The organism is Streptomyces sp. NPDC001858, assembly GCF_053594615.1.
Genome location: NZ_JBSFEV010000036.1, coordinates 54,690 through 72,537, shown reverse-complemented (window position 1 = coordinate 72,537; position 17,848 = coordinate 54,690). Strand labels below are relative to the sequence as shown.

Below are 17,848 nucleotides of genomic sequence, written 5' to 3'. Positions count from 1 at the left end.
AAACCACCGGCACCACCAACACCACCCACACCCGCGCACGCGCGTGCTCGCGCGCCCGCACCCGCAGCTGACGGAGGCACCCGCCCTTGACCGCCCCCGACCGCCCGCTCGTCTGGGACACCCCGGCAGCGGCCGCCGCATACCGCGAGCGCGACATGCGCCTCGCCAGGCAACTGATCTTTCCCACCACGCTCAGCCGCCTCGGCCGTCCCGCCCCCTCCGCCGCATCCGCCCCGACCGCCCTGGACGTCGGCTGCGGCACCGGAGCCCTCGCCGCGCACCTCGCCGAGAGCGACGGCTGGAACGTGCAGGGGCTCGACCCGTCGTCACACATGCTCGACATCGCCCGCGCCGACCGCCCGCACCACCGCGTCGACTACCGGCTCTTCGACGGCCACAGCCTGTCCTGGATCCCGGACGCATCCGTCGACGCCGTCGTGTGCTGCCTGGTCTACTGCGCCGACTCCGACGACCGGCGGCTGGCCGCGCTGACCCGCGAGATCCACCGGGTCCTGCGCCCGGGCGCCCCGTTCGTCCTCGCGGACCTCAACCCGGCGGGAACGGGGCGGGAGTTCTCCACCCTCCGCTACGGCGAACCCGCCGCCGTCCACACCGACGGGGACACCGTGCCCACCGCGCTGCGGCGGCTCGACGGCGACTGGATCACCACGGCCTGCCACTACCGCTCGCTGGACGCCTACCGCTCGTTCCTCGCCGGCGCGGGCTTCCCTCCCCCCATCGTGGACCTGCCGACCACTCCCCCGCCACCGGGCGACGACGGCCCCGCTCCGGCCGAAGCCCACATCGCTCCGTACATGGTCCTCACGTCCCACGCCCGGGGCTCGCTGTCCGACTGAGCGGTCGGGCCCGCCCGTGTGCACGGCCTACCGGTACAGGGGCGGCCGCTCGATCAACTCCACCTCGACGCACCCGCCTTCGCGCTGGGACCGCACGCCCGCCTCGCACACGGCCGCGGCGGCATAGCCGTCCCAGACGCTGGGGCCGGTGGTCTCCCCGCGGCGGGTGGCGTCGACCCATGCCTGGACCTCGCGGTCGTAGGCGTCCTCGAAGCGTTCGACGTAGTCCGGGGTGATGCGTCCGCTCGAACGGCCGTCGGCGTCGACCCGTGGCCCGTGCTCGTCGCCGATGCGCACGGTGCCCCGTTCGCAGACGGCCTCGGCCTGCACCTGGTAGCCGTAGCCGCAGTGGCCGAAGATCTCGACGTCGACGAGGGCGCCGGACTCGGTTTCGAAGAGGACGAACTGCGGGTCGCTCATCCCTGCCGGGGCCTGGGACGAAGGGGCCGGCTTGTGCACGGTGACGGCCGTGATCTCCTGGTCGAGGAGCCAGCGTGTCACGTCCATCTCGTGCACCACCGAGTCGTTGATGAGCATCTCCTCCGTGAACCACGCGGGCATGGCGGGGTTGCGGTGCCGCTGGTGCAGCATCAGCGCCCGGCCCAGCCCGCCGCCGTCGAGCAGCCGCTTGAGCTGGAGATACTCGCTGTCGTAGCGGCGCATGAAGCCCACCTGGATGCGCCGGTGGCCCAGGCGTCGTTCCGCCTCCAGGACCCGGAGGGCGGAGGCCGCGTCGGGTGTGAGGGGCTTCTCGCACAGCACCGGCAGGTCCCGGCCGAGCGCTTCGAGCAGGGCCGCCTCGTGGGCGGGCCCCGGTGCGGCGATGAGGACGGCGTCCACGTCCTGCGCCGCCATGGCGAGCACGGGGTCGGTGTACGCGGTACAGCCCTCGATCGCGTCGGCCAGGGTCCGGACGCGTTCCGCGTCGATGTCCGCGACGGCCGTCACGCGGGCCCCGCTGATGACGTGCTGGAGTCTGCGGACATGGTCCGCGCCCATCTTGCCGGTGCCGACGACGGCGACGCGCAGTGCTCGCTGAGAGGACAGGGCTGACGTGAGTGACATGTTCGGGTGTCTCCGGTGCTCAGTTCGGCGGTTCGACGGTGATGACGACGGTGATGACGACGTTGCCGATCTTCTGCCCGGTCTCCACGAGCTTCACTACGCTGGGGCCGATGACGTTCATGAGCACGCCGCCATCGCCGTCCGATGCCGAGCGGGCCGACGGATCCGCCGTCCGGATCGGCGCTCTCGTTCCGCTGACCCGGCCCGGCTGGGTCGAGGCGGGCCGACACCTGCTCGCCGGACTCGAACTGGGCGTCCGCGAGGCCGACGACGCCGGCGGGATCGGCGGACGACCGCTGGAACTGGTGGTCCGGGACACCGCGGCCGATCCGCAGAAGGCCATGGCGGCCGTGGACGAGTTGGCGGGCCTGGGCGTGGCCGCCCTGGCCGGCGAGTACCACAGCGTCGTCGCCCGCGCCGCCGCGACCAGGGCCGACGCCCTCGGCCTGCCGTACCTCTGCTCGTCGGCGGTGCTCGACGCGCTCACCGAACACCCGACGGACCGGGTGGCGCGCCTCTCCCCGCCGCAGTCCCGCGGCTGGCGGATCTACGCGGACTTCCTCCTCGCCGCGGGCCACCGTCGTATCGCCGTGGCCGCCCAGCCGAGCGTCTACTGGGCGGCCGGCACCCGCATTCTGCGGGACTGCCTCACGCCACGCGGCGGCAGCGTCGTCGAACTCGACATGAGCGCGCTCACCCCCGAGGCGGTGTGCGACGCACTCGTCGACCAACGCGCGACAGCCCTCCTGCTGCTGGTCGGCCATCCGGAGCCGGCCGTGCCGATCGTCAGGTCCGTCCGCCGCGACCGGCGCCTCGCCGACATCCTGCTGGGCGCTCCGGCCGGGCAGCCGGAGTTCGCCGAATGGGCGGCCCTGCTGGGCCAAGACGGGGCCGCGATCCCGTTCCTGCGCTATCTGCCCGAGCGTCTCGGCCCGCTCGGCGCACGGGTCGGGACGGCCCTGCGCGGGCAGTTGGGCCAAGCGCCCTCCTTCGTCGCCTTCGAGGGCTACGACACGATCGTCGTCCTCGCCGAGTTGCTGCGTTCGCACGGCGTGGACCGGGCGCACATCGCCGCGTCCTGGCCGCACGTCGCGGTCGAGGGCACCCGCGGGCAGATCCGGTTCTCCCGCCCGCCGGGGAGCGGTGTCTGGCAATGGGCCTGGCCGTCGGTCCAGGTCGTGGATCGGGATCCGGCGGAACCCGCTCGCTTCCGGATCCGCCATACCGGCTGAGCGCGGGCGGCGACCCGCCCGCTTATCCGGTTGCCGCCGGTCGGCGCGGTCGGATAGGAAGTGTGCATGCTCAGGGGCAGCAAGGTCGGGCTCAGGGCCCGGCACGACGAGGACATCCCGATCCTGCGGGCCGAGCTCTACGACGACGTGGTCAACTCCTCGCGGTCCGAAAGCCGGCCGTGGCGGCCGATCACGCCCGGCTCGAAGGACTCGCGGCTCGTCGTGGACGACAAGGAGCAGGGGCGCGTCCCGTTCTCCGTGGTGGAGCTGGAGGGCGGGGCGCTGGTCGGCACCGCGACGCTGTGGGGCATCGACAACCACAACCGGTCCGCGCACATCGGCCTCGGACTGCTGCCGTCCTCCCGTGGCAAGGGCTACGGCGGCGATACGGTCGCGGTGCTGTGCCACTACGGATTCGTGGTGCGCGGTCTGCAACGCCTGCAGATCGAGACGCTGTCGGACAACGCCGCGATGCTGCGCTCCGCCGAGCGCAACGGCTTCGTCCGCGAGGGAGTGCTGCGCTCCGCGGCCTGGGTGATGGGCGAGTTCCTGGACGAGGTGCTGCTCGGGCTCCTCGTCCAGGACTGGAAGCCGGACGCGCAGCAGGGCTGAGCGGGTCGGGGGAGGTCGGCAGCGCCCTGAAGGGGCGCGGGGAACTGCGCGACCAGCCACGACGGTGCCGCAGCGGAACGACGGCGACGGGGTCAGTAAACGCGGCCGCCCTGTGGGACCGGCAGGGCGTCGAGTTCGGCCAGGTCCTCGGCGCTGAGCCGGACCTCGGCGGCGCCGGCGTTGTCCAGCAGGTACGTCGGCGTCTTGGTGCCGGGGATGGGGACGACGTACTCGCCCTGTGCCTGCACCCAGGCCAGCGCGACCTGCGCCGAGGTGGCGCCGACGCGCTCCGCGATCCGCTTGACCCCGTCGGCGATGGCCAGGTTCTGGGTGAGGGCGTCCTGTTGGAAGCGGGCCAGCCCGCGGCGGAAGTCGTCCGGAGGCAGGTCGTCGAAGGACGAGAAGCGGCCTGTCAGAAAGCCCCGGCCGAGCGGCGAGTACGGCACGAAGGCGATGCCCTGCTCCTGGCAGTACGGCAGCACCTCGTCCGCCCAGTCCCGCGTCCACAGCGACAGTTCGGACTGCACCGCCGTGATCGGGTGCACGCTCTGGGCCCGTTTGATCTGCTCGACGTCCACCTCGGAGAGCCCGAGGTGGCGGGCCTTGCCCGCGGTCACCGTCTCGGCCAGGGCGCCCACGGTCTCCTCGATCGGCACGGCCGGGTCGACGCGGTGCAGGTAGTACAGGTCGACGTGGTCGGTGCCCAGCCGCCGGAGGCTCTCGTCGATCGAGCGGCGGATGTGCTCCGGACGGCCGTTGTTGCCCACCACCGCGTTGCCCTGCTCGTCGCGGGTGAGGGCGCCGACCTTGGTGGCCAGCACCGCCCGCTCGCGGCGGCCGCCGGCCAAGGCGCGGCCGAGCAGTTCCTCGTTGCTGAAGGGGCCGTACACATCGGCGGTGTCCAGCATGGTCATGCCCAGGTCGAGAGCCTGGTGGACGACCGAGACCTGGGTGTCGAGGTCGCGGGGCGCGGCCTGGTCGTAGGCGTGGCTCATGCCCATGCAGCCGAGTCCGATCACGCCGGTCTCGGGGCCGTTCGGGCCGAGGGTGGTGGTGCGCATGAAGGCTGTTCCTTTCCGCGGGGTCGTTCGGTGGGCGCAGGTGCGTGGGGCGCTGTACTGCTCGTCGTGGCCTTCTCCCGCCAGGTGTACACGAGGGCGCCCGAGACTGTCTTGATCACGCCGCCGTCAAGGGTGCCGAGACGGCCATGCCTGCCGCTCGGCCGATTATGATCTTGGTCATGACTGTGCAGAGCTTTGACAAGACGCCTTCCCGCAAGCAGCGACTTCAGGAGAAGCAGCGCCGCCAGCTGGCCGTGGTCGACACCGTGGACAAGGCCGAGGTCAAGGTCCACAAGGCGGAGGCCGAACTCGCCGTCGCCGTCTCGGAGGCGGTGCAGGTGTTCGGCGGCGAGCTGGCCGCGTCCGAGGAACTCGACATGCCCATCGAGGCGATCCGACGCTTCCTTCGCATGGTGGAGGAAGAGCCCGCGGATGCCGTCCCGGACGAGGAGACCGACCTCGTCACGGCATAGCCGCCACACCTGTCCACGCGACGGAAGGGAGCCTTCGGCATGGCCGTCATCCACCACACCACCCTCACGCCGACCAAGCTGGAACTGCTCACGTCCTGGCTGCCGTCCCGCCCCTGGTACGGCGGCGGGGCGGGCCGACCGGAGTTGGCCAAGGCCGGCGGCTTCCGGCTGGACGATCCGCAGGGCGAGGTCGGGATCGAGTTCATGGTGGTCACCGACGCCCGCGGCCCCGAACCGGCCGGTTACCTGGTGCCGCTCACCTATCGCGGCGCCCCGCTCGACGGGGCGGAGCACGCCCTGGTCGGCACCATGGAACACGGGGTGCTGGGGCGGCGCTGGGCCTACGACGGCTGCCACGACCCGGTGCTGACCGCCCAGTTGGCGGCCTTGCTCGAAGGCCGGGTCCAGGCCCAGGACCAGAACACCACCGACGCCCCCGACCGGGAGGTCACCCGCTCCTACACCGGTGCGGCCCCGCTCTCCACGGGCTTCGTCGGCACGGCCGTCGACGACCGGGAAGGCACCGAGCTGCCCGCACCGCAGGGCATGACGCTCCGTCTGCACCGGGTTCTGCGCCCCGCCCCGGACGGCCCGTCCCTGCCTCCACAGGGCACGACCGGCCATCTCGCCGGCGCCTGGCGGCTACCGGACGGCACCCGCGTCCGGGGGCTCTTCGTCACCGTGGCCGAGCGGGACGTTCCGCCACAGTGCGCGTAGGGCGGAGCCGGTGTCGTCGGTCGTGCGGTCTTCCGGGACGGCCCAGAGCCGCACCGTCGTGACGGCGTCGGTGACCGGGGGCCAGCCCGGGTCTCCGCAGGCGGCGAAGTCGGCCCAGGCGCGCAGCATGCGGCGGGACAGAGCACGGTCCTGTGCGTCGGGGGCGGCTCCGATGAGGAAGGCTGCGCCGTCGGCGTCCAGGTTGCCGAAGGCGAAGGGGATGTCGGCGGTGTGCCAGGGTCGGGTCGCGCCGCTCGGGGTGGGGCGTCTGCGGGCGAAGCGCGCCAGGTGTGCCCGGCCGCCGGCCCGCACGTGCTGCTCGGCGAGCCGGGTGCTGTACTCGCCGAACGTCGCGTCGCCGAACAGGGCGAGGTAGCGGTCGAGGACCGGGGCGTCGGGCATCAGCGCGCGATAGCCGAGGACCAGGGACGCCGGGAGGCGGAGAGCCTCGGCGAAGTCGGCGAGTTCCGGCTCCGAGGCGATCTCCCGTACTCCGCCGATCTCGTGCAGGAACCAGTACTCCTCCAGGGTGTGGCACACCAGCAGGTCCACATCACGGGAGACGCCGGAACCCAGCGCGGAGAGCGGGTCGACGGGCAGCACGTCACCGTCGACGACCGGCTGGAACAGCACCGGGTCGTAGGCCTGGACCGGCGTGACGGGGTCGTCCCCGCACCGCGCGGCGACCGTGTCGGAGGCGGCGAGCAGGCGCTGCGGCGAGGCGGAGAGCAGTCCGTCGCCCGTCGGGGCGACCCCGGCCTCGGCGGCGATCCGCGAGGTGATCGCGGCGGCGACCTCGACGGTGAAGAAGGCGTGGGGCACGCTGTGGAGGACGGCTCTGCGGAACAGACCGCGGGCTTCCGGCCTCGCCATCAGACAGGCGATCGAGCCCGCTCCCGCGGAGTGCCCGGCGACGGTGACCCGGTCGGGGTCGCCGCCGAACGCGGCGATGTTGTCCCGGACCCAGGCGAGCGCGGCCGTCTGGTCGAGCAGTCCCCGGTTGTCGGGGAAGCCCGGCACATGTCCGAAGCCCTCGAAGCCGACCCGGTAGTTGCAGCTGACCACGACCACTCCGGCACGGGCGAGCGCGGCGCCGTCGAAGTCGGGCTGGGCGGAGGAGCCGAAGGTATAGGCCCCGCCGTGGATCCAGAACAGCACCGGCAGCGGGCCGCCGTCCGGCGCGGGCGGCGTCCACACGTTGACGGTGAGGACGTCCTCGTCGCCGGGGCGCCACACCGGTGAGCCGGGCAGCTCGGCCGACTGCGGCGCGATGGGCCCGAAGTCGCGGCAGTCCCGTGGCGTGCTCCAGCCGACGACGGGCTGCGGCTCGCGGAACCGGTGGGGGCCGAAGGGCGCGGCGGCATACGGGACGCCGAGGACGACGACGGTGCCGTCGTCCGGTGAACGCCTGCCGCGCACAAGGCCGTTGGTCGTCCGGAATCGCGTCCCTCGGCACTGCGGACCTGCCGGTGTGTTGTCCCCCATAGGCCACCAGCCTCTCATGGCCCCGACGTGTTGCCTCGATTCTTCGCGGTCACTAAAGTCGGCCGGGTGACTGCCGGGTCGGCCATGGGCCATGCACGAGTGAGGTTCCCGGCCTCGGCGTGAGCGCGAGGCGGGCGAGAGCCCCGCCGCAGTTTCCGAGTCCTTCTGCCTGACGCCCGTATGCGGCGCTGCTTCCCGCGGATCCCGAGACCCGGAGACACACCACCCATGTCACACGAACAGCAGTACCCGTACGCAGCCGAACTGCCGACGGACACCGTGCAGTTGAACCACACCGCCGTCTACGCCAGGGACCGCCGCCTCTCGGCCGAATTCCTGGCCGTGGTCCTGGGGTTGGAAGTCGGCGCGCCCTTCGGCCCGTTCCTGCCGGTCGACCTGGGCAACGGCGTGACCCTCGACTACTACGAGAAGCGCGACGAGCCGATCCAGTCGCAGCACTACGCGTTCCTCGTGCCCGACGAGCAGTTCGACGGCATGATCGCCCGCCTGGAGGCGGTCGGGGTCACCTACTACGCCGACCCCAGCCACACCGAACCCGGGCGGATCAACCGGCTGTTCGGCGGTCGCGGCGCGTACTTCGCCGACCCGGACGGCCACAACCTGGAGATCATGACCCGGCCGTACCTCCGCCCCTGAGGAAACCGTGGCTCGTCGGCAGCGCGCGGACCGCCGGATCACGGACGCGGCCGAGCAGTTCCGCCGCGAACCGTCGGCAGGTCGTGGTGGCCGGGTCGAGCGGATCGGTGAGTTCGCGCTGGTTGTGCAGGTGGGCGACCGCCTCGAACGCGGCCGTCAGGTGCTGTTCGCGGCTGTGCCGGTCCGTCGCGGCGAGGACCGCGGTAAGGATCGGAGTGAGCTGGGGGCCCGCGGAGGTGCGGGCGAAGGCGCTGCCGAGCCACTGGTCGCCCGGCGGATAGTGACGGTCCATCAGCAGGCACAGGCGCATCAGGTCGCGCACGAGACGGGCGGCGGCGACGGCGGAGCCGAGTGCGTCGCCCGCCTCGCCGCAGCGGTCGACGAGGGCCTCTTCGTGGGAGAGGCGCTGCCACTGGCAGGCCAGCACATGCAGCCACAGGTCGTGCGGATACCAGCGCAGGGCGGCGCGCAAGGGGGCGAGCACACCGAGGCCGTCGTGGAAGACGGCGCCGGCGGTGACTCCGGCGAGGAGTTGGGTGGGGGTGGCCAGCCAGTCGAGCGGGGCGATGTGCGAGGAGGGCGCGAAGCCGAGCGTGGCCGTGAACCAGGAGGAGACGTGGGTGACTTCGACCGTGCGGTGGAGCGGTGTCCCAGTGGCGTGCGTCGGCCGGCCGTGGAAGGTCTTCGGGAGGTGCTCGGCAAGGTGGCGTCTGATGCGTCCCGCGTGGCGGGAGACGTCCCCGGAGCGCAGGAAGAGCTGGAGGCGTGGGACGCGTTCGTCGTGCGGGGAGTGCGGGGTGTCCAGGCCGAGCACCTCGGAGCCGGCGCCCAGACGCGCGGCGGAATGAGGGATTCCGGGTGCGGCTTCCTCCAGGAGCGGGCGTATGAGCTCGGTGTAGAAACGGCGGGAGAGTTCTAAGCCGGGGATGAACGGCGGCATGTTCGTGATGCTCATGTGAAGGGCCTTGCCGATCCGGTGACGATCATGCGCGGGAATCCGGACCCGGGCGACAAAGTTTTCGACTGCGGCGGCTCGGACCCGCCGACGGGTCACTGCCGTCCCCTGCGTACCGTGGGCGGTACCCGATGAAGGAGAGTTGGCGGAGTTGACCTTGGTGGATCTGTGGTGAACCGTACCCCCGTGCCCGGGCCGCGCCGTGCTCGGCGGCGTCCGCCGGTCTCCGCGGCGCGCACCCGGGACAGCCACGGTCCGACCTTCCGCGAGGTGCTGCCGGCCTTCCTCAAACTGGGCCTGGCCGTCGGCCTGTCGGTCGCCCTTCTGGCGTGGGCGCACCGGCTCGGCGTCCTCGGACTGGCTCCGGGACTGGTCGTGCTCGGCGCGGTCGCCGTGGTGCTCACGCGCTGGCGTCGTGCGGCGGTTCGTCGCCGCCGCGGCGTCTACACCGCCGCGGAACTCGTGCTCCTGGACGACGACCAGCTGATGTCGGCCGTCGAACGGATACTGCGGCGCGACGGCTGGGACGCCATCGCGATGCCGAGCCGGGGGCGGCCGCGTCTGTACGCGCGCGACGGCGGGGGACGACGGCTCGATGTCGTCCTCAGCCCGGCGGAGGACCCGGCGGCCGACGAGGCCCGGACCCGTCTCCTGCCCACCGAGGAGTCCCGACAGCCCGCGGACGAAGAGGCGATCCGCGTCCTCGTGACCAGGCCCTCGACCGGCCGCGCCGACGCCTCGCGCGCGTCCGTCCCGGGCCACGGCGTGCTGCTCGGCGCCCGTCAGCTGCTGCGGTGGGCCGCCGGGACGCCGCTGGACGAGCTGGTCGTGCTGGAGCGGCGGGACAAGCCGCAGGGTTCCCGCCCGAGTTGAGTCGTCGCGCCCGGGCCCCGGGGCTGTTCAGGGCTTGGCGGGCGATCCGTCGTGGACGACCGGGACCTCCCGGGCGGTGTCGAGCCGGGTGCGCAGGTGTGCCGCGTCCTGGCCGGGCGGCAGGCCGTAGGCGCGGCGGTATTCGCGGTTGAACTGGGTGGCGCTGACGTATCCGACCGCCTGTGCGGCCTGCGCCGCCGTCACATCGCCCGCGAACATCCGCCGTCGCGCCTCCTGCAGCCGCAGGTGCTTCTGGAACTTCAGCGGGCTCATTCCGGTGGCCGTCTTGAAGTGCCGGTGGAGCGTGGCCGGGCTCATCCGGGCCACCTCGGCGATCTCGTCGATGCCGAGGGGCTCGGTGTAGTGGTCGCAGATCCACCGGGCCGCGGTGCGGATCCGGGCGGCGGCGGAGTCGGCCAGCGACCAGTGGCGCAGCACGGGTCCGAGGGGGCTGCGCAGCAACCGGTAGAGGATCTCGCTCTCGATGCGGGGGGCCAGGGGCCCGATGTCCTGCGGGGTGTCGAGGAGCTGGATCCACCGGGTGACGGCGTCGACGAGTTCCGGCGACATCGGCGCGGCGATCTCCGCGGTGACCTCCACGGCGACGGGCGGTGGCGCGGGCGGGCCGGCTTGGTCCAGTTCCAGCTGCACGGCGGCGAGTGCCTGGTTGTCGAGCCGGATGACGGCGGAGCGGTAGGGCACCTTCTCGAAGGCGGCGGTGACCGGCAGGTCGAGGGTGACCAGGAGCATCTCGCCCCGGGGGGTGGCCCAGCTGCGGTCTCCCGCCACGGTCCGCTTGGATCCGTCGGCGATGAAGCAGATCATCGGCTCGTAGGTCACGTCGATCGGTTCCATGAGCTCGTCGAGCGCGACCAGGGACAGTCTGGGCACGGCGGTCTCCGTCCACGGTCCGGGACAGTGCCGTTCGATGGCGTCGGCGAGGCGGTCCAGCATGAGTCGCACCCTTCGGACAGTAGCTCCGCTTGAGAGGATCAGGCAATCCTATGCGAGCGGTGCCCCATGACGTCCCGGCGTCGCGTTCCTAGCGTGGAGGCATGACACAGCACGACAGCACACTCCCCCACCGCAGGCTCGGCACCCAGGGTCTGGAGGTCGCCGTCGTCGGCCTGGGCACGATGGGCATGACCATGGCCTACGGCGCCCCCGACGAGCAGGGCGGCATCGACACCATCCGCCGCGCCTACGAGCTCGGCGTCACGTTCTTCGACACCGCCGAGCTCTACGGCATGGGCACGGGCAGCAATGAGCAGCTGCTGGGCCGGGCCGTGAAGGACTTCCGCGACGACGTCGTCCTCGCCACCAAGTTCGGCTTCGACCTGAGCGACCCGAGCAACGTCGGGGCCCCGGACAGCCGACCCGAACGGATCCGCACGGTCGCCGAGAACAGCCTGCGCTACCTCGGCACCGACCACATCGACGTGCTCTACCAGCACCGGGTCGACCCGGACGTACCCATCGAGGACGTGGCGGGCACGGTCGGCGAGCTGATCGCCGAAGGCAAGGTGAAGTACTTCGGACTGAGCGAGGCCGGCCCCGACGTCATCCGGCGCGCGCACGCCGTGCAGCCCGTGTCCGTGCTCCAGACCGAGTACTCGGTGTTCGAGCGGGCCGTGGAGGTGGAGGTACTGCCGGTGGTCCGCGAGCTGGGCATCGGCTTCGTGCCGTACTCGCCGCTGGGCCGCGGTTTCCTCACCGCCGGCGTGAAGCCGGCCGCCGAGTACGCCGAGGGCGACATGCGCCGGTGGGACGAGCGCTGGCAGCCCGGGAACTACGAGAAGAACCTGGCCGCCGTCCGTGAGCTGACCGCCCTGGCGGAGGCCAAGGGCATCGCGGTCACCCAGCTGGCCCTGGCCTGGCTGCTGGCCCAGGGCGACGACATCGTGCCCATCCCGGGCACCCGCAGCCCCCGGCGCCTGGCGGAGAACGTCGCCGCCGCGCACGTCACCCTCACCGCCGAGGACCTCGCCCGCGTCCAGCAGATCCTGCCGCACGGCGCGGCCGGCGCCCGCTACCCGGCGGCCTACATGCCCACCTGGTAACAACCGCCCGCTTGGACTGAAGGTCCAGAAATGGACACCCCGTCCAGGCGGGACTATCGTTTCCCCCTGTGAACACCCCGAACACCCCGAACATCCCGAACACCCTGGCCGATCCCGACACACCGTTCGCCGTCGTCGACGTGCATCGGGCGCTGCGGAACATCGACCGCCTCGCGGCCAGGGCGTCCGGGCTCGGCGTCGCGCTGCGCCCGCACGTCAAGACGGCCAAGAGCCTCGGCGTCGCCGCCCTGATGAGCGGCGGCGGCACACCCTGCCCGGTCACCGTCTCCACCCTCGCCGAGGCCGAGGCGTTCGCCGACGGCGGCTACACCGACATCACCTACGCCGTCGGCATCGACCCCCACAAGCTGCCCCGCGTGATCGCACTGCTGCGCCGCGGGGTCACCCTGCGCGTCCTGCTGGACAGCACCGAGCAGGCGATGTTCGTCGCGAAGGCCGCCCGCGAGGCCGGTCTCGCCGTCCCCGCCCAGATCGAGATCGACTGCGACGGCCACCGCGGCGGCCTCAAGACCGACGCCCCCTCGCTCGTCGACATCGGCAGGATCCTCCAGGACGCCGGCTGCCTGGACGGCGTCCTGACCCACGCGGGCGAGTCCTACTTCGCCTACACCCGCGAGGAGCAGCGGCTGGCCGCGGAGAACGAACGCGACAGCGCCGTCGCCGCCGCCGAGCGGCTGCGCACGGCCGGGCTGACGGTGCACACCGTCAGCGTCGGCTCCACCCCCACCGCGCACGCCGCCGAGGACCTCACCGGCGTCACCGAACTGCGCGCCGGCAACTATGTGTTCTTCGACCTGGTCATGGCCGGACTGGGCGTCTGCCGGCTCGACGATCTGGCCCTGTCGGTCGTCGTCACCGTCATCGGACACCGCCCCGAGTACGGCTGGATCCTGACCGACGGCGGCTGGATGGCCATGTCCCGCGACCGCGGCACCGCGAACCAGTCCCAGGACCAGGGCTACGGCCTGGTCGCCGACCTGTGGGGGAACATCGTCCCGGGCCTGGTGATGAGCGCCGCGAGCCAGGAACACGGCACCCTCACCGCCCGGGACGGGGCCGTCCTGCCCGACCTGCCCGTCGGCGCCCGGCTGCGCATCCTGCCCAACCACGCCTGCGCGACGGCGGCCCAGCACCGCGGCTACCACGTCGTCGACAGCGCACAGCCGACGACCGGCGCGCCCGCCGTCCAGGCCGTCTGGGACCGGGTCAGCGGCTGGTGACCGGCCTCGGCTACGGGGCGCCGGGAAGGCGCACCGACTGGGCGTGCCGGAACACATCGCGCGGATCCCAGTACGCCTTCGCGCGCTGCAGCCGCGCGTAGTTGGCCCCGTAGTACAGGTGGTGCCAGGGCTGGCCGACCTCCGGATCGTTGAACGCGGGATCGCCCAGGTCGACGTCGGGGTAGTTGATGTAGCAGCCGTCGGTGTTGACGTCGGACGACTCCGGGGTGGGCGTCACCGGCACGCCGCCGGTCTCCGCGTACATGTCCTGGTAGAGGTCGCGGATCCACTTCAGGTGCGGTGCGGCGATCGAGGGGTCGGCCAGGGCGTCCTGGTAGTCGAAGACGCCGTCGTGGTTGGCGTCGGTCTCCCAGCTCCAATAGGTCTGATACTGGAGTTTGAGCACGGACGACCGCTGCGGCACGGCGGTGGCGAACGGTTCGACGTCGTTGACCCGGCCCCCGTAGGAGTCGACCTGGACCAGGGCGTCCTCGTTCGGGTAGCCCGTGGTGAGGCGGGCGAAGAGCACGTCGAGCTGCCGGTCGCTGAAGTTCGCCGTGTGGTAGGCGGACTTGTACTTGCCGCACCGGCTCGGGCCGGAACCGTTGAAGTTCTGGGTCGCCGTCAGCCAGGGCAGCCGGGTGGGGATGAACTGGTCGCTGAGCGGCGGCTGTTCACCCATGGACACGTCGAACACGGTCTGCGGGTAGTCGGCTTCGGGGGCGATCCAGTCCAGGAAGCAGTTGAGCCGCTCGATCGAGTCGGCCCGGGTGCCGTCGAGCTGAACGGCCAGGCCGATCTTGCCCTTGGCGAGGTTCGTCAGCTTGAACAGCGTGAACAGATCGCTGTAGTCGAAGTCGCGGAGGCACGCGGGGCCGCCCTCGCCCGTGCGCTCGGCCACGAAGAACTCGCCGTAGCGGCGCACCAGTGACTTGAACCTGGCGGGGTCCCCCTCGGGACCCGCGAAGAGCCCCCAGTCCCAGGCCACCGCCCTGGTCAGCACCTGGGACGGCGGCTCCGGCAGACCGCGGAACCAGTAGCGGGTGACGACGCCGAAGTTGCCGCCTCCGCCGCCGGTGTGCGCCCACCACAGGTCCTGGAGCGCGGGCTCCGGTGAGTCCTTGCGCGCCACGGTGACCTCGGCGTGCGTCCGGTCGCGGACCGTGACCACTTCCACGGCGTACAGGTAGTCGACGGTGAGCCCGTGCAGCCGGGAGAGCAGACCGAAGCCGCCGCCCGAGATGTGGCCGCCCGCTCCGACGGAGTAGCACGAGCCGCCGGGCAGGGCGAGGCCGTAGCGCCGGTACAGCTGGGTGATGCTGTGCCAGTTGGTCGCGCCCGCCTCGACGCAGTACGCCTCCATGTCGGCGTCGTAGTAGACGCCGTCCATGGTGCTGACGTCGAGGATGACGGCGACGTCGTCGCCGCAGACGAAGTTCTCGTAGCAGTGGCCGCCGGAGCGGACCGTGATCCGGCGCGGCGGCGAGGAGCTGCCCGCCGTGCCGGGGAGGTAGGTGTTGAGCGCGGCGACCACATCGGCGGTGCTCGTGGCCACCACCACGTAGTCGGGACTGGCGACCCACCGCTGGTTGAAGCCCCGGCGGAGCGCCTCGTAGCGGGGATCGCCCGGACCGACCTCGGTCGGGCCCACGGGCGGGAGTTGACGGGGCGCGGCGGGCATGGCACTACCTCCACGGCAGACGACAGACGACGGGGACGGGCTACGAAACGCGGACCACTGAATGCGGGTCACGAAAGGCTATTGACCCCGTCACGTTCCGTGACTCCGCCGTTCGAGTGACGGCCTCGGGCGCGAGGAGCAGAGCGCCGTCCCGCCCGCGCGCTCCCGCACGCCCGCCGGGGAGAGGAAGCACCGTGAGCGTCAGCCGTCGGACCGTGTTGCGCAGGGGAGTTCAGGCGACCGCGATCGGCCATGCATGTCGAAGCCGAGCGGCTCCGGCCTTGCTGAAATGCAACAATGCGTCGCTCATCCGTAGTATCACTACGAACGACAGGGCAGCAGTCACTGCTGGCGCGGGCTCCCGGCCCGTGGCCTGTCGGGGCCATGAAGGAGCGTGAAGATCATGTCTGACACCACGATCGACCCAAACGGGGTGACCTCCCAGTACGCAGCTCAGGTGACCGGTGACCTGGAGCGCAACCTCAAGGAGCAGGAACTGCTCGCCGGTGAGATCGCCACACTGCAAGGGAAGTTGGCGGCCCTGGAGCAGGACCGCAGCGTGCTGCTGAACGTCCGGCAGGCCCTCGGCCTCGAGTCCGCCGCGGCCACGGCGGTGCCCGCGCCCCGCGAGGAGGCGGCCGCCGTCGACGTCCCGAAGAAGAAGGCGGCCAAGAAGTCCGCCCCGGCCGCCCGCAAGTCGGCCGGCAAGCCGCGGACTCCCCGGACCGCGTCCGCCGAGCCGGCTCAGCCCTCGCTGGTCTCCCTGGTCCGCGAGCACCTGGCCCGCCAGGACGAGCCCCGCTCGGCGGCCGAAGTGGCCCAGTCGCTGGGGCAGTTGCATCCCGAGCGCGGCATCAAGACGACCGTCGTTCGGACCACGCTCGAAGGGCTGGTGGCCAAGAACCACGCCCAGCGCAGCAAGCAGGGCACATCCGTGTTCTACACCTCCCCGGACGCCCCGACGGCGGCGGACGAGCAGCAGCAGGATCAGTCCGCTTGACCCTCGTCGACCACCACACAGCCGGGTGTGGTCACCCCGTTTCGGTGGTGGCCGCGACTCGGAAGCCCACGGTCGAGTAGCGGCCCGACGGGTCGCGGCCCTCGCCGCGGTAGAGGGCGGTGCAGCTGTTGAGGTTGGCGTACCAGGAGCCGCCGCGGATGGCGTTGACCCGCTGCCCCATCTCACCGCCGTGGGTCGCAGTGATGACGGAGGTGGTCCACTCCCAGCAGTTGCCGCAGAGGTCCAGGACGCCGTCGGCGCTGACCCCGGCGGGGTAGGCGGTGACGGGGGTGGTGTAGCCGCCGGTGGCGGTCAGGGCGTCGTACACGTCGGTGTAGATGAAGCCGGTGCGGCTCGCGGTGACGTTCCAGCCGGCCACGGTTCCGGTGCTGCCGATGGAGAGGATCTCGGAGAGAGGGAAGCTCTGGCCGTACAGGTCGGAGCCGGTGGCGGTGTAGGTGGCCAGGTCCGAGCCGTGTTCGGCCAGTTCGTAGGCGGCGCACACCGCCATGTAGTTGTAGTTGCTGGTCAGGACGAGGTCGGAGTAGGTGGTGCCGGCCTGGTCGCCCCAGGGGTAGGCGAGGGCGTCGGGGCCGGAGGCGGCGTTCTCCCACTCGGCCTCGGTGGGCAGACGGAACGTCCAACCGACCGACTCCGCCCGGTTGTTGAGCCAGTCGCAGTATGCGGTGGCCGAGTCCAGGGAGATCGCCAGGACGGGGTGATCGGCCTTGCCGTCGGGGTAGGCGCCGCCGTCCCAGTACGCCGGTGTCTCGCGGCCGGAGTCGGCGACGAAGTCGCGGTACTGGGCGTTGGTGACCTCGCAGACGCCGAGCCAGTAGGCGGCGTCGATGGGCGAGGACTCGCCCGCGCCCGCCGTCCCGGCGACGTCGGTGGCGAAGGCGAAGGTCGGGTTGGCGGCGATCTCGGCCAGGTCCTGCCCGGCCACCGTGGCCATGGCCGCTGTCGCGGTCGTGGCCGGTGCGGCGGCGTGGGCCGGCCGCACCAGGCCGGCCGTACCCGCCAGCGAGAGGAGGGCGAGGAGGGTCCTTCTGCTGATGCCTGGGGCGGTCGCGTTCATGACGGCTCCTGAGAAATGAAGGCGTGGCGCGTACCTGCGCATCGCTGATACTCCATCAACACCCGCCACCTGTCGACACTTCAGCCATAAAGTCTCTCGTTTAAGAGCTTCGAGCCCCAGAGCGTCGACAGTTTATCGCGCAACGCTCACCTCACCGGTTCGGGCCCGACCCCTCGCACAGGCGGGCGGCCGCATCCGCCGCCTGCTGCGTGACATGGGCTGCGGCGCGCGCGGCTCGTCCGGTGACTCGCCAGGCGACCATGCGGAGCGCGGTCGCCGGGGCGGGCGGGAAGACGCCGAGCTGGCCCAGCATGGTGATGTCGTCGCGGACCGCCTCGTGCCGGACCACCTTGCCGTCGCAAAGATCGAGGACGTGGATCTGCTCGAAGTCGATCTCCCGTCCCGTAGGGGGGATCGCCTGGTCCAGGACGCCGTCGCGGAAGCGGACGAACGGGCCGGTGTGACGGCCTTGCATGCGCAGCCGTATCCAGACCTGGTCGTCGTTGGCGGCCGTGGCGAGGCCGGGGAAGCGCAGGTCGCTGAAGGCCGACCGCATCCACGCGCCCGAGGCGAGCACCCCTGCCGGTCCGGGCGTCGCGCACGCCTGGGGTGACACGGCGGCTTCGCGGTTGCGGAAGTCCTCGTGCACGACGTCGACGGCCAGTTCCGGATCCCCCGTTTCAAGGATCCGGAAGAGACCGCGAGCCAGCTCCGTGGCGTCCATGCCCATGTTTTTCCGTGCCTTCCATCGACTGACTGTGCCGTGACAGGAATTGAGGTTATAGGACGCCTAATGAATAG

General features: G+C 71.7%; 18 protein-coding genes. 10 read left to right on the top strand and 8 right to left on the bottom strand.

Features of this window, described 5'->3' with window-relative positions; genetic code table 11:
• The first annotated feature begins 86 nt into the window (after positions 1–86).
• Positions 87–857, top strand: coding sequence for a class I SAM-dependent methyltransferase (locus tag ACWCPF_RS35840; RefSeq protein WP_451049289.1), 771 nt, complete (start codon positions 87–89; stop codon positions 855–857).
• Between the two features lie 27 nt (positions 858–884).
• Here the strand turns inward: ACWCPF_RS35840 and ACWCPF_RS35835 are convergent, their stop codons facing one another.
• Complete coding sequence (locus tag ACWCPF_RS35835) at positions 885–1,922, bottom strand: Gfo/Idh/MocA family protein (protein ID WP_451049288.1); 1,038 nt, start codon at positions 1,920–1,922, stop codon at positions 885–887.
• 119 nt (positions 1,923–2,041) lie between these two features.
• Here ACWCPF_RS35835 and ACWCPF_RS35830 point away from each other — a divergent pair, with 119 nt between their 5' ends.
• Together ACWCPF_RS35830 and ACWCPF_RS35825 are read left to right on the top strand one after the other, a co-directional pair.
• Positions 2,042–3,154 carry an ABC transporter substrate-binding protein gene (locus ACWCPF_RS35830; RefSeq protein WP_451049287.1) on the top strand — a complete coding sequence of 371 codons (1,113 nt, stop codon included), beginning with the start codon at positions 2,042–2,044 and terminating at the stop codon, positions 3,152–3,154.
• Positions 3,155–3,220: 66 nt separating this feature from the next.
• Positions 3,221–3,766 carry a GNAT family N-acetyltransferase gene (locus tag ACWCPF_RS35825; RefSeq protein WP_451049286.1) on the top strand — a complete coding sequence of 182 codons (546 nt, stop codon included), beginning with the start codon at positions 3,221–3,223 and terminating at the stop codon, positions 3,764–3,766.
• A 92-nt stretch (positions 3,767–3,858) separates the two neighbouring features.
• Here the strand turns inward: ACWCPF_RS35825 and ACWCPF_RS35820 are convergent, their stop codons facing one another.
• Positions 3,859–4,827 (bottom strand): aldo/keto reductase, encoded by a 969-nt coding sequence (locus ACWCPF_RS35820; RefSeq protein WP_451049285.1) that lies wholly within the window; start codon positions 4,825–4,827, stop codon positions 3,859–3,861.
• Between the two features lie 179 nt (positions 4,828–5,006).
• Here ACWCPF_RS35820 and ACWCPF_RS35815 point away from each other — a divergent pair, with 179 nt between their 5' ends.
• Both ACWCPF_RS35815 and ACWCPF_RS35810 read left to right on the top strand, forming a co-directional pair.
• Complete coding sequence (locus tag ACWCPF_RS35815; protein ID WP_451049284.1) at positions 5,007–5,300, top strand: hypothetical protein; 294 nt, start codon at positions 5,007–5,009, stop codon at positions 5,298–5,300.
• 39 nt (positions 5,301–5,339) lie between these two features.
• Complete coding sequence (locus ACWCPF_RS35810) at positions 5,340–6,017, top strand: maltokinase N-terminal cap-like domain-containing protein (protein WP_451049283.1); 678 nt, start codon at positions 5,340–5,342, stop codon at positions 6,015–6,017.
• Here ACWCPF_RS35810 and ACWCPF_RS35805 read toward each other — a convergent pair.
• Positions 5,943–7,502, bottom strand: a complete 1,560-nt coding sequence (locus tag ACWCPF_RS35805) for a carboxylesterase/lipase family protein (RefSeq protein ID WP_451049282.1) — start codon at positions 7,500–7,502, stop codon at positions 5,943–5,945. The two genes, ACWCPF_RS35810 and ACWCPF_RS35805, sit on opposite strands and share 75 nt — an antisense overlap.
• Positions 7,503–7,730: 228 nt before the next feature.
• On the opposite strand from ACWCPF_RS35805, the gene ACWCPF_RS35800 reads away from it, so the two are divergent.
• Positions 7,731–8,159, top strand: a complete 429-nt coding sequence (locus ACWCPF_RS35800) for a VOC family protein (protein ID WP_451049281.1) — start codon at positions 7,731–7,733, stop codon at positions 8,157–8,159.
• Here ACWCPF_RS35800 and ACWCPF_RS35795 read toward each other — a convergent pair.
• Positions 8,131–9,114 carry a DUF4037 domain-containing protein gene (locus ACWCPF_RS35795; RefSeq protein ID WP_451049280.1) on the bottom strand — a complete coding sequence of 328 codons (984 nt, stop codon included), beginning with the start codon at positions 9,112–9,114 and terminating at the stop codon, positions 8,131–8,133. The two genes, ACWCPF_RS35800 and ACWCPF_RS35795, sit on opposite strands and share 29 nt — an antisense overlap.
• Before the next feature lie 171 nt (positions 9,115–9,285).
• On the opposite strand from ACWCPF_RS35795, the gene ACWCPF_RS35790 reads away from it, so the two are divergent.
• The gene (locus ACWCPF_RS35790; protein WP_451049279.1) at positions 9,286–9,987 is read left to right on the top strand and encodes a hypothetical protein; all 702 of its coding nucleotides are present in this window, start codon (positions 9,286–9,288) and stop codon (positions 9,985–9,987) included.
• A gap of 27 nt (positions 9,988–10,014) precedes the next feature.
• Here the strand turns inward: ACWCPF_RS35790 and ACWCPF_RS35785 are convergent, their stop codons facing one another.
• A complete protein-coding gene (locus ACWCPF_RS35785) occupies positions 10,015–10,941 on the bottom strand; it encodes an AraC family transcriptional regulator N-terminal domain-containing protein (protein WP_451049316.1) in 927 nt (308 codons plus the stop codon).
• Between the two features lie 101 nt (positions 10,942–11,042).
• Here ACWCPF_RS35785 and ACWCPF_RS35780 point away from each other — a divergent pair, with 101 nt between their 5' ends.
• Both ACWCPF_RS35780 and ACWCPF_RS35775 read left to right on the top strand, forming a co-directional pair.
• The gene (locus ACWCPF_RS35780) at positions 11,043–12,047 is read left to right on the top strand and encodes an aldo/keto reductase (protein ID WP_451049278.1); all 1,005 of its coding nucleotides are present in this window, start codon (positions 11,043–11,045) and stop codon (positions 12,045–12,047) included.
• A 68-nt stretch (positions 12,048–12,115) separates the two neighbouring features.
• Positions 12,116–13,288: a DSD1 family PLP-dependent enzyme gene (locus ACWCPF_RS35775; RefSeq protein WP_451049277.1), complete on the top strand. Its 1,173-nt coding sequence runs from the start codon at positions 12,116–12,118 to the stop codon at positions 13,286–13,288.
• 10 nt (positions 13,289–13,298) lie between these two features.
• Here the strand turns inward: ACWCPF_RS35775 and ACWCPF_RS35770 are convergent, their stop codons facing one another.
• Positions 13,299–14,969 (bottom strand): FAD-dependent oxidoreductase, encoded by a 1,671-nt coding sequence (locus ACWCPF_RS35770; protein ID WP_451049276.1) that lies wholly within the window; start codon positions 14,967–14,969, stop codon positions 13,299–13,301.
• A 403-nt stretch (positions 14,970–15,372) separates the two neighbouring features.
• Here ACWCPF_RS35770 and ACWCPF_RS35765 point away from each other — a divergent pair, with 403 nt between their 5' ends.
• Positions 15,373–15,969, top strand: coding sequence for a hypothetical protein (locus ACWCPF_RS35765; RefSeq protein WP_451049275.1), 597 nt, complete (start codon positions 15,373–15,375; stop codon positions 15,967–15,969).
• Between the two features lie 31 nt (positions 15,970–16,000).
• On the opposite strand, the gene ACWCPF_RS35760 is transcribed toward ACWCPF_RS35765, so the two are convergent.
• Positions 16,001–17,047, bottom strand: a complete 1,047-nt coding sequence (locus ACWCPF_RS35760; protein WP_451049274.1) for a formylglycine-generating enzyme family protein — start codon at positions 17,045–17,047, stop codon at positions 16,001–16,003.
• A 151-nt stretch (positions 17,048–17,198) separates the two neighbouring features.
• A complete protein-coding gene (locus tag ACWCPF_RS35755; protein ID WP_451049273.1) occupies positions 17,199–17,771 on the bottom strand; it encodes an ester cyclase in 573 nt (190 codons plus the stop codon).
• Positions 17,772–17,848: the final 77 nt, after the last annotated feature.

What these genes read in the sequence shown, in the direction of transcription:
- ACWCPF_RS35810 (WP_451049283.1), top strand. Translation starts at nt 5,340, where the DNA reads ATGGCCGTCATCCACCACACCACCCTCACGCCGACCAAGCTGGAACTG.
- ACWCPF_RS35760 (WP_451049274.1), bottom strand. Translation starts at nt 17,047, where the DNA reads ATGAACGCGACCGCCCCAGGCATCAGCAGAAGGACCCTCCTCGCCCTC.
- ACWCPF_RS35795 (WP_451049280.1), bottom strand. Translation starts at nt 9,114, where the DNA reads ATGAGCATCACGAACATGCCGCCGTTCATCCCCGGCTTAGAACTCTCC.
- ACWCPF_RS35805 (WP_451049282.1), bottom strand. Translation starts at nt 7,502, where the DNA reads ATGGGGGACAACACACCGGCAGGTCCGCAGTGCCGAGGGACGCGATTC.
- ACWCPF_RS35755 (WP_451049273.1), bottom strand. Translation starts at nt 17,771, where the DNA reads ATGGACGCCACGGAGCTGGCTCGCGGTCTCTTCCGGATCCTTGAAACG.
- ACWCPF_RS35820 (WP_451049285.1), bottom strand. Translation starts at nt 4,827, where the DNA reads ATGCGCACCACCACCCTCGGCCCGAACGGCCCCGAGACCGGCGTGATC.
- ACWCPF_RS35825 (WP_451049286.1), top strand. Translation starts at nt 3,221, where the DNA reads ATGCTCAGGGGCAGCAAGGTCGGGCTCAGGGCCCGGCACGACGAGGAC.
- ACWCPF_RS35785 (WP_451049316.1), bottom strand. Translation starts at nt 10,941, where the DNA reads ATGCTGGACCGCCTCGCCGACGCCATCGAACGGCACTGTCCCGGACCG.
- ACWCPF_RS35815 (WP_451049284.1), top strand. Translation starts at nt 5,007, where the DNA reads ATGACTGTGCAGAGCTTTGACAAGACGCCTTCCCGCAAGCAGCGACTT.
- ACWCPF_RS35780 (WP_451049278.1), top strand. Translation starts at nt 11,043, where the DNA reads ATGACACAGCACGACAGCACACTCCCCCACCGCAGGCTCGGCACCCAG.
- ACWCPF_RS35835 (WP_451049288.1), bottom strand. Translation starts at nt 1,922, where the DNA reads ATGTCACTCACGTCAGCCCTGTCCTCTCAGCGAGCACTGCGCGTCGCC.
- ACWCPF_RS35830 (WP_451049287.1), top strand. Translation starts at nt 2,042, where the DNA reads ATGAGCACGCCGCCATCGCCGTCCGATGCCGAGCGGGCCGACGGATCC.
- ACWCPF_RS35770 (WP_451049276.1), bottom strand. Translation starts at nt 14,969, where the DNA reads ATGCCCGCCGCGCCCCGTCAACTCCCGCCCGTGGGCCCGACCGAGGTC.
- ACWCPF_RS35765 (WP_451049275.1), top strand. Translation starts at nt 15,373, where the DNA reads ATGTCTGACACCACGATCGACCCAAACGGGGTGACCTCCCAGTACGCA.
- ACWCPF_RS35800 (WP_451049281.1), top strand. Translation starts at nt 7,731, where the DNA reads ATGTCACACGAACAGCAGTACCCGTACGCAGCCGAACTGCCGACGGAC.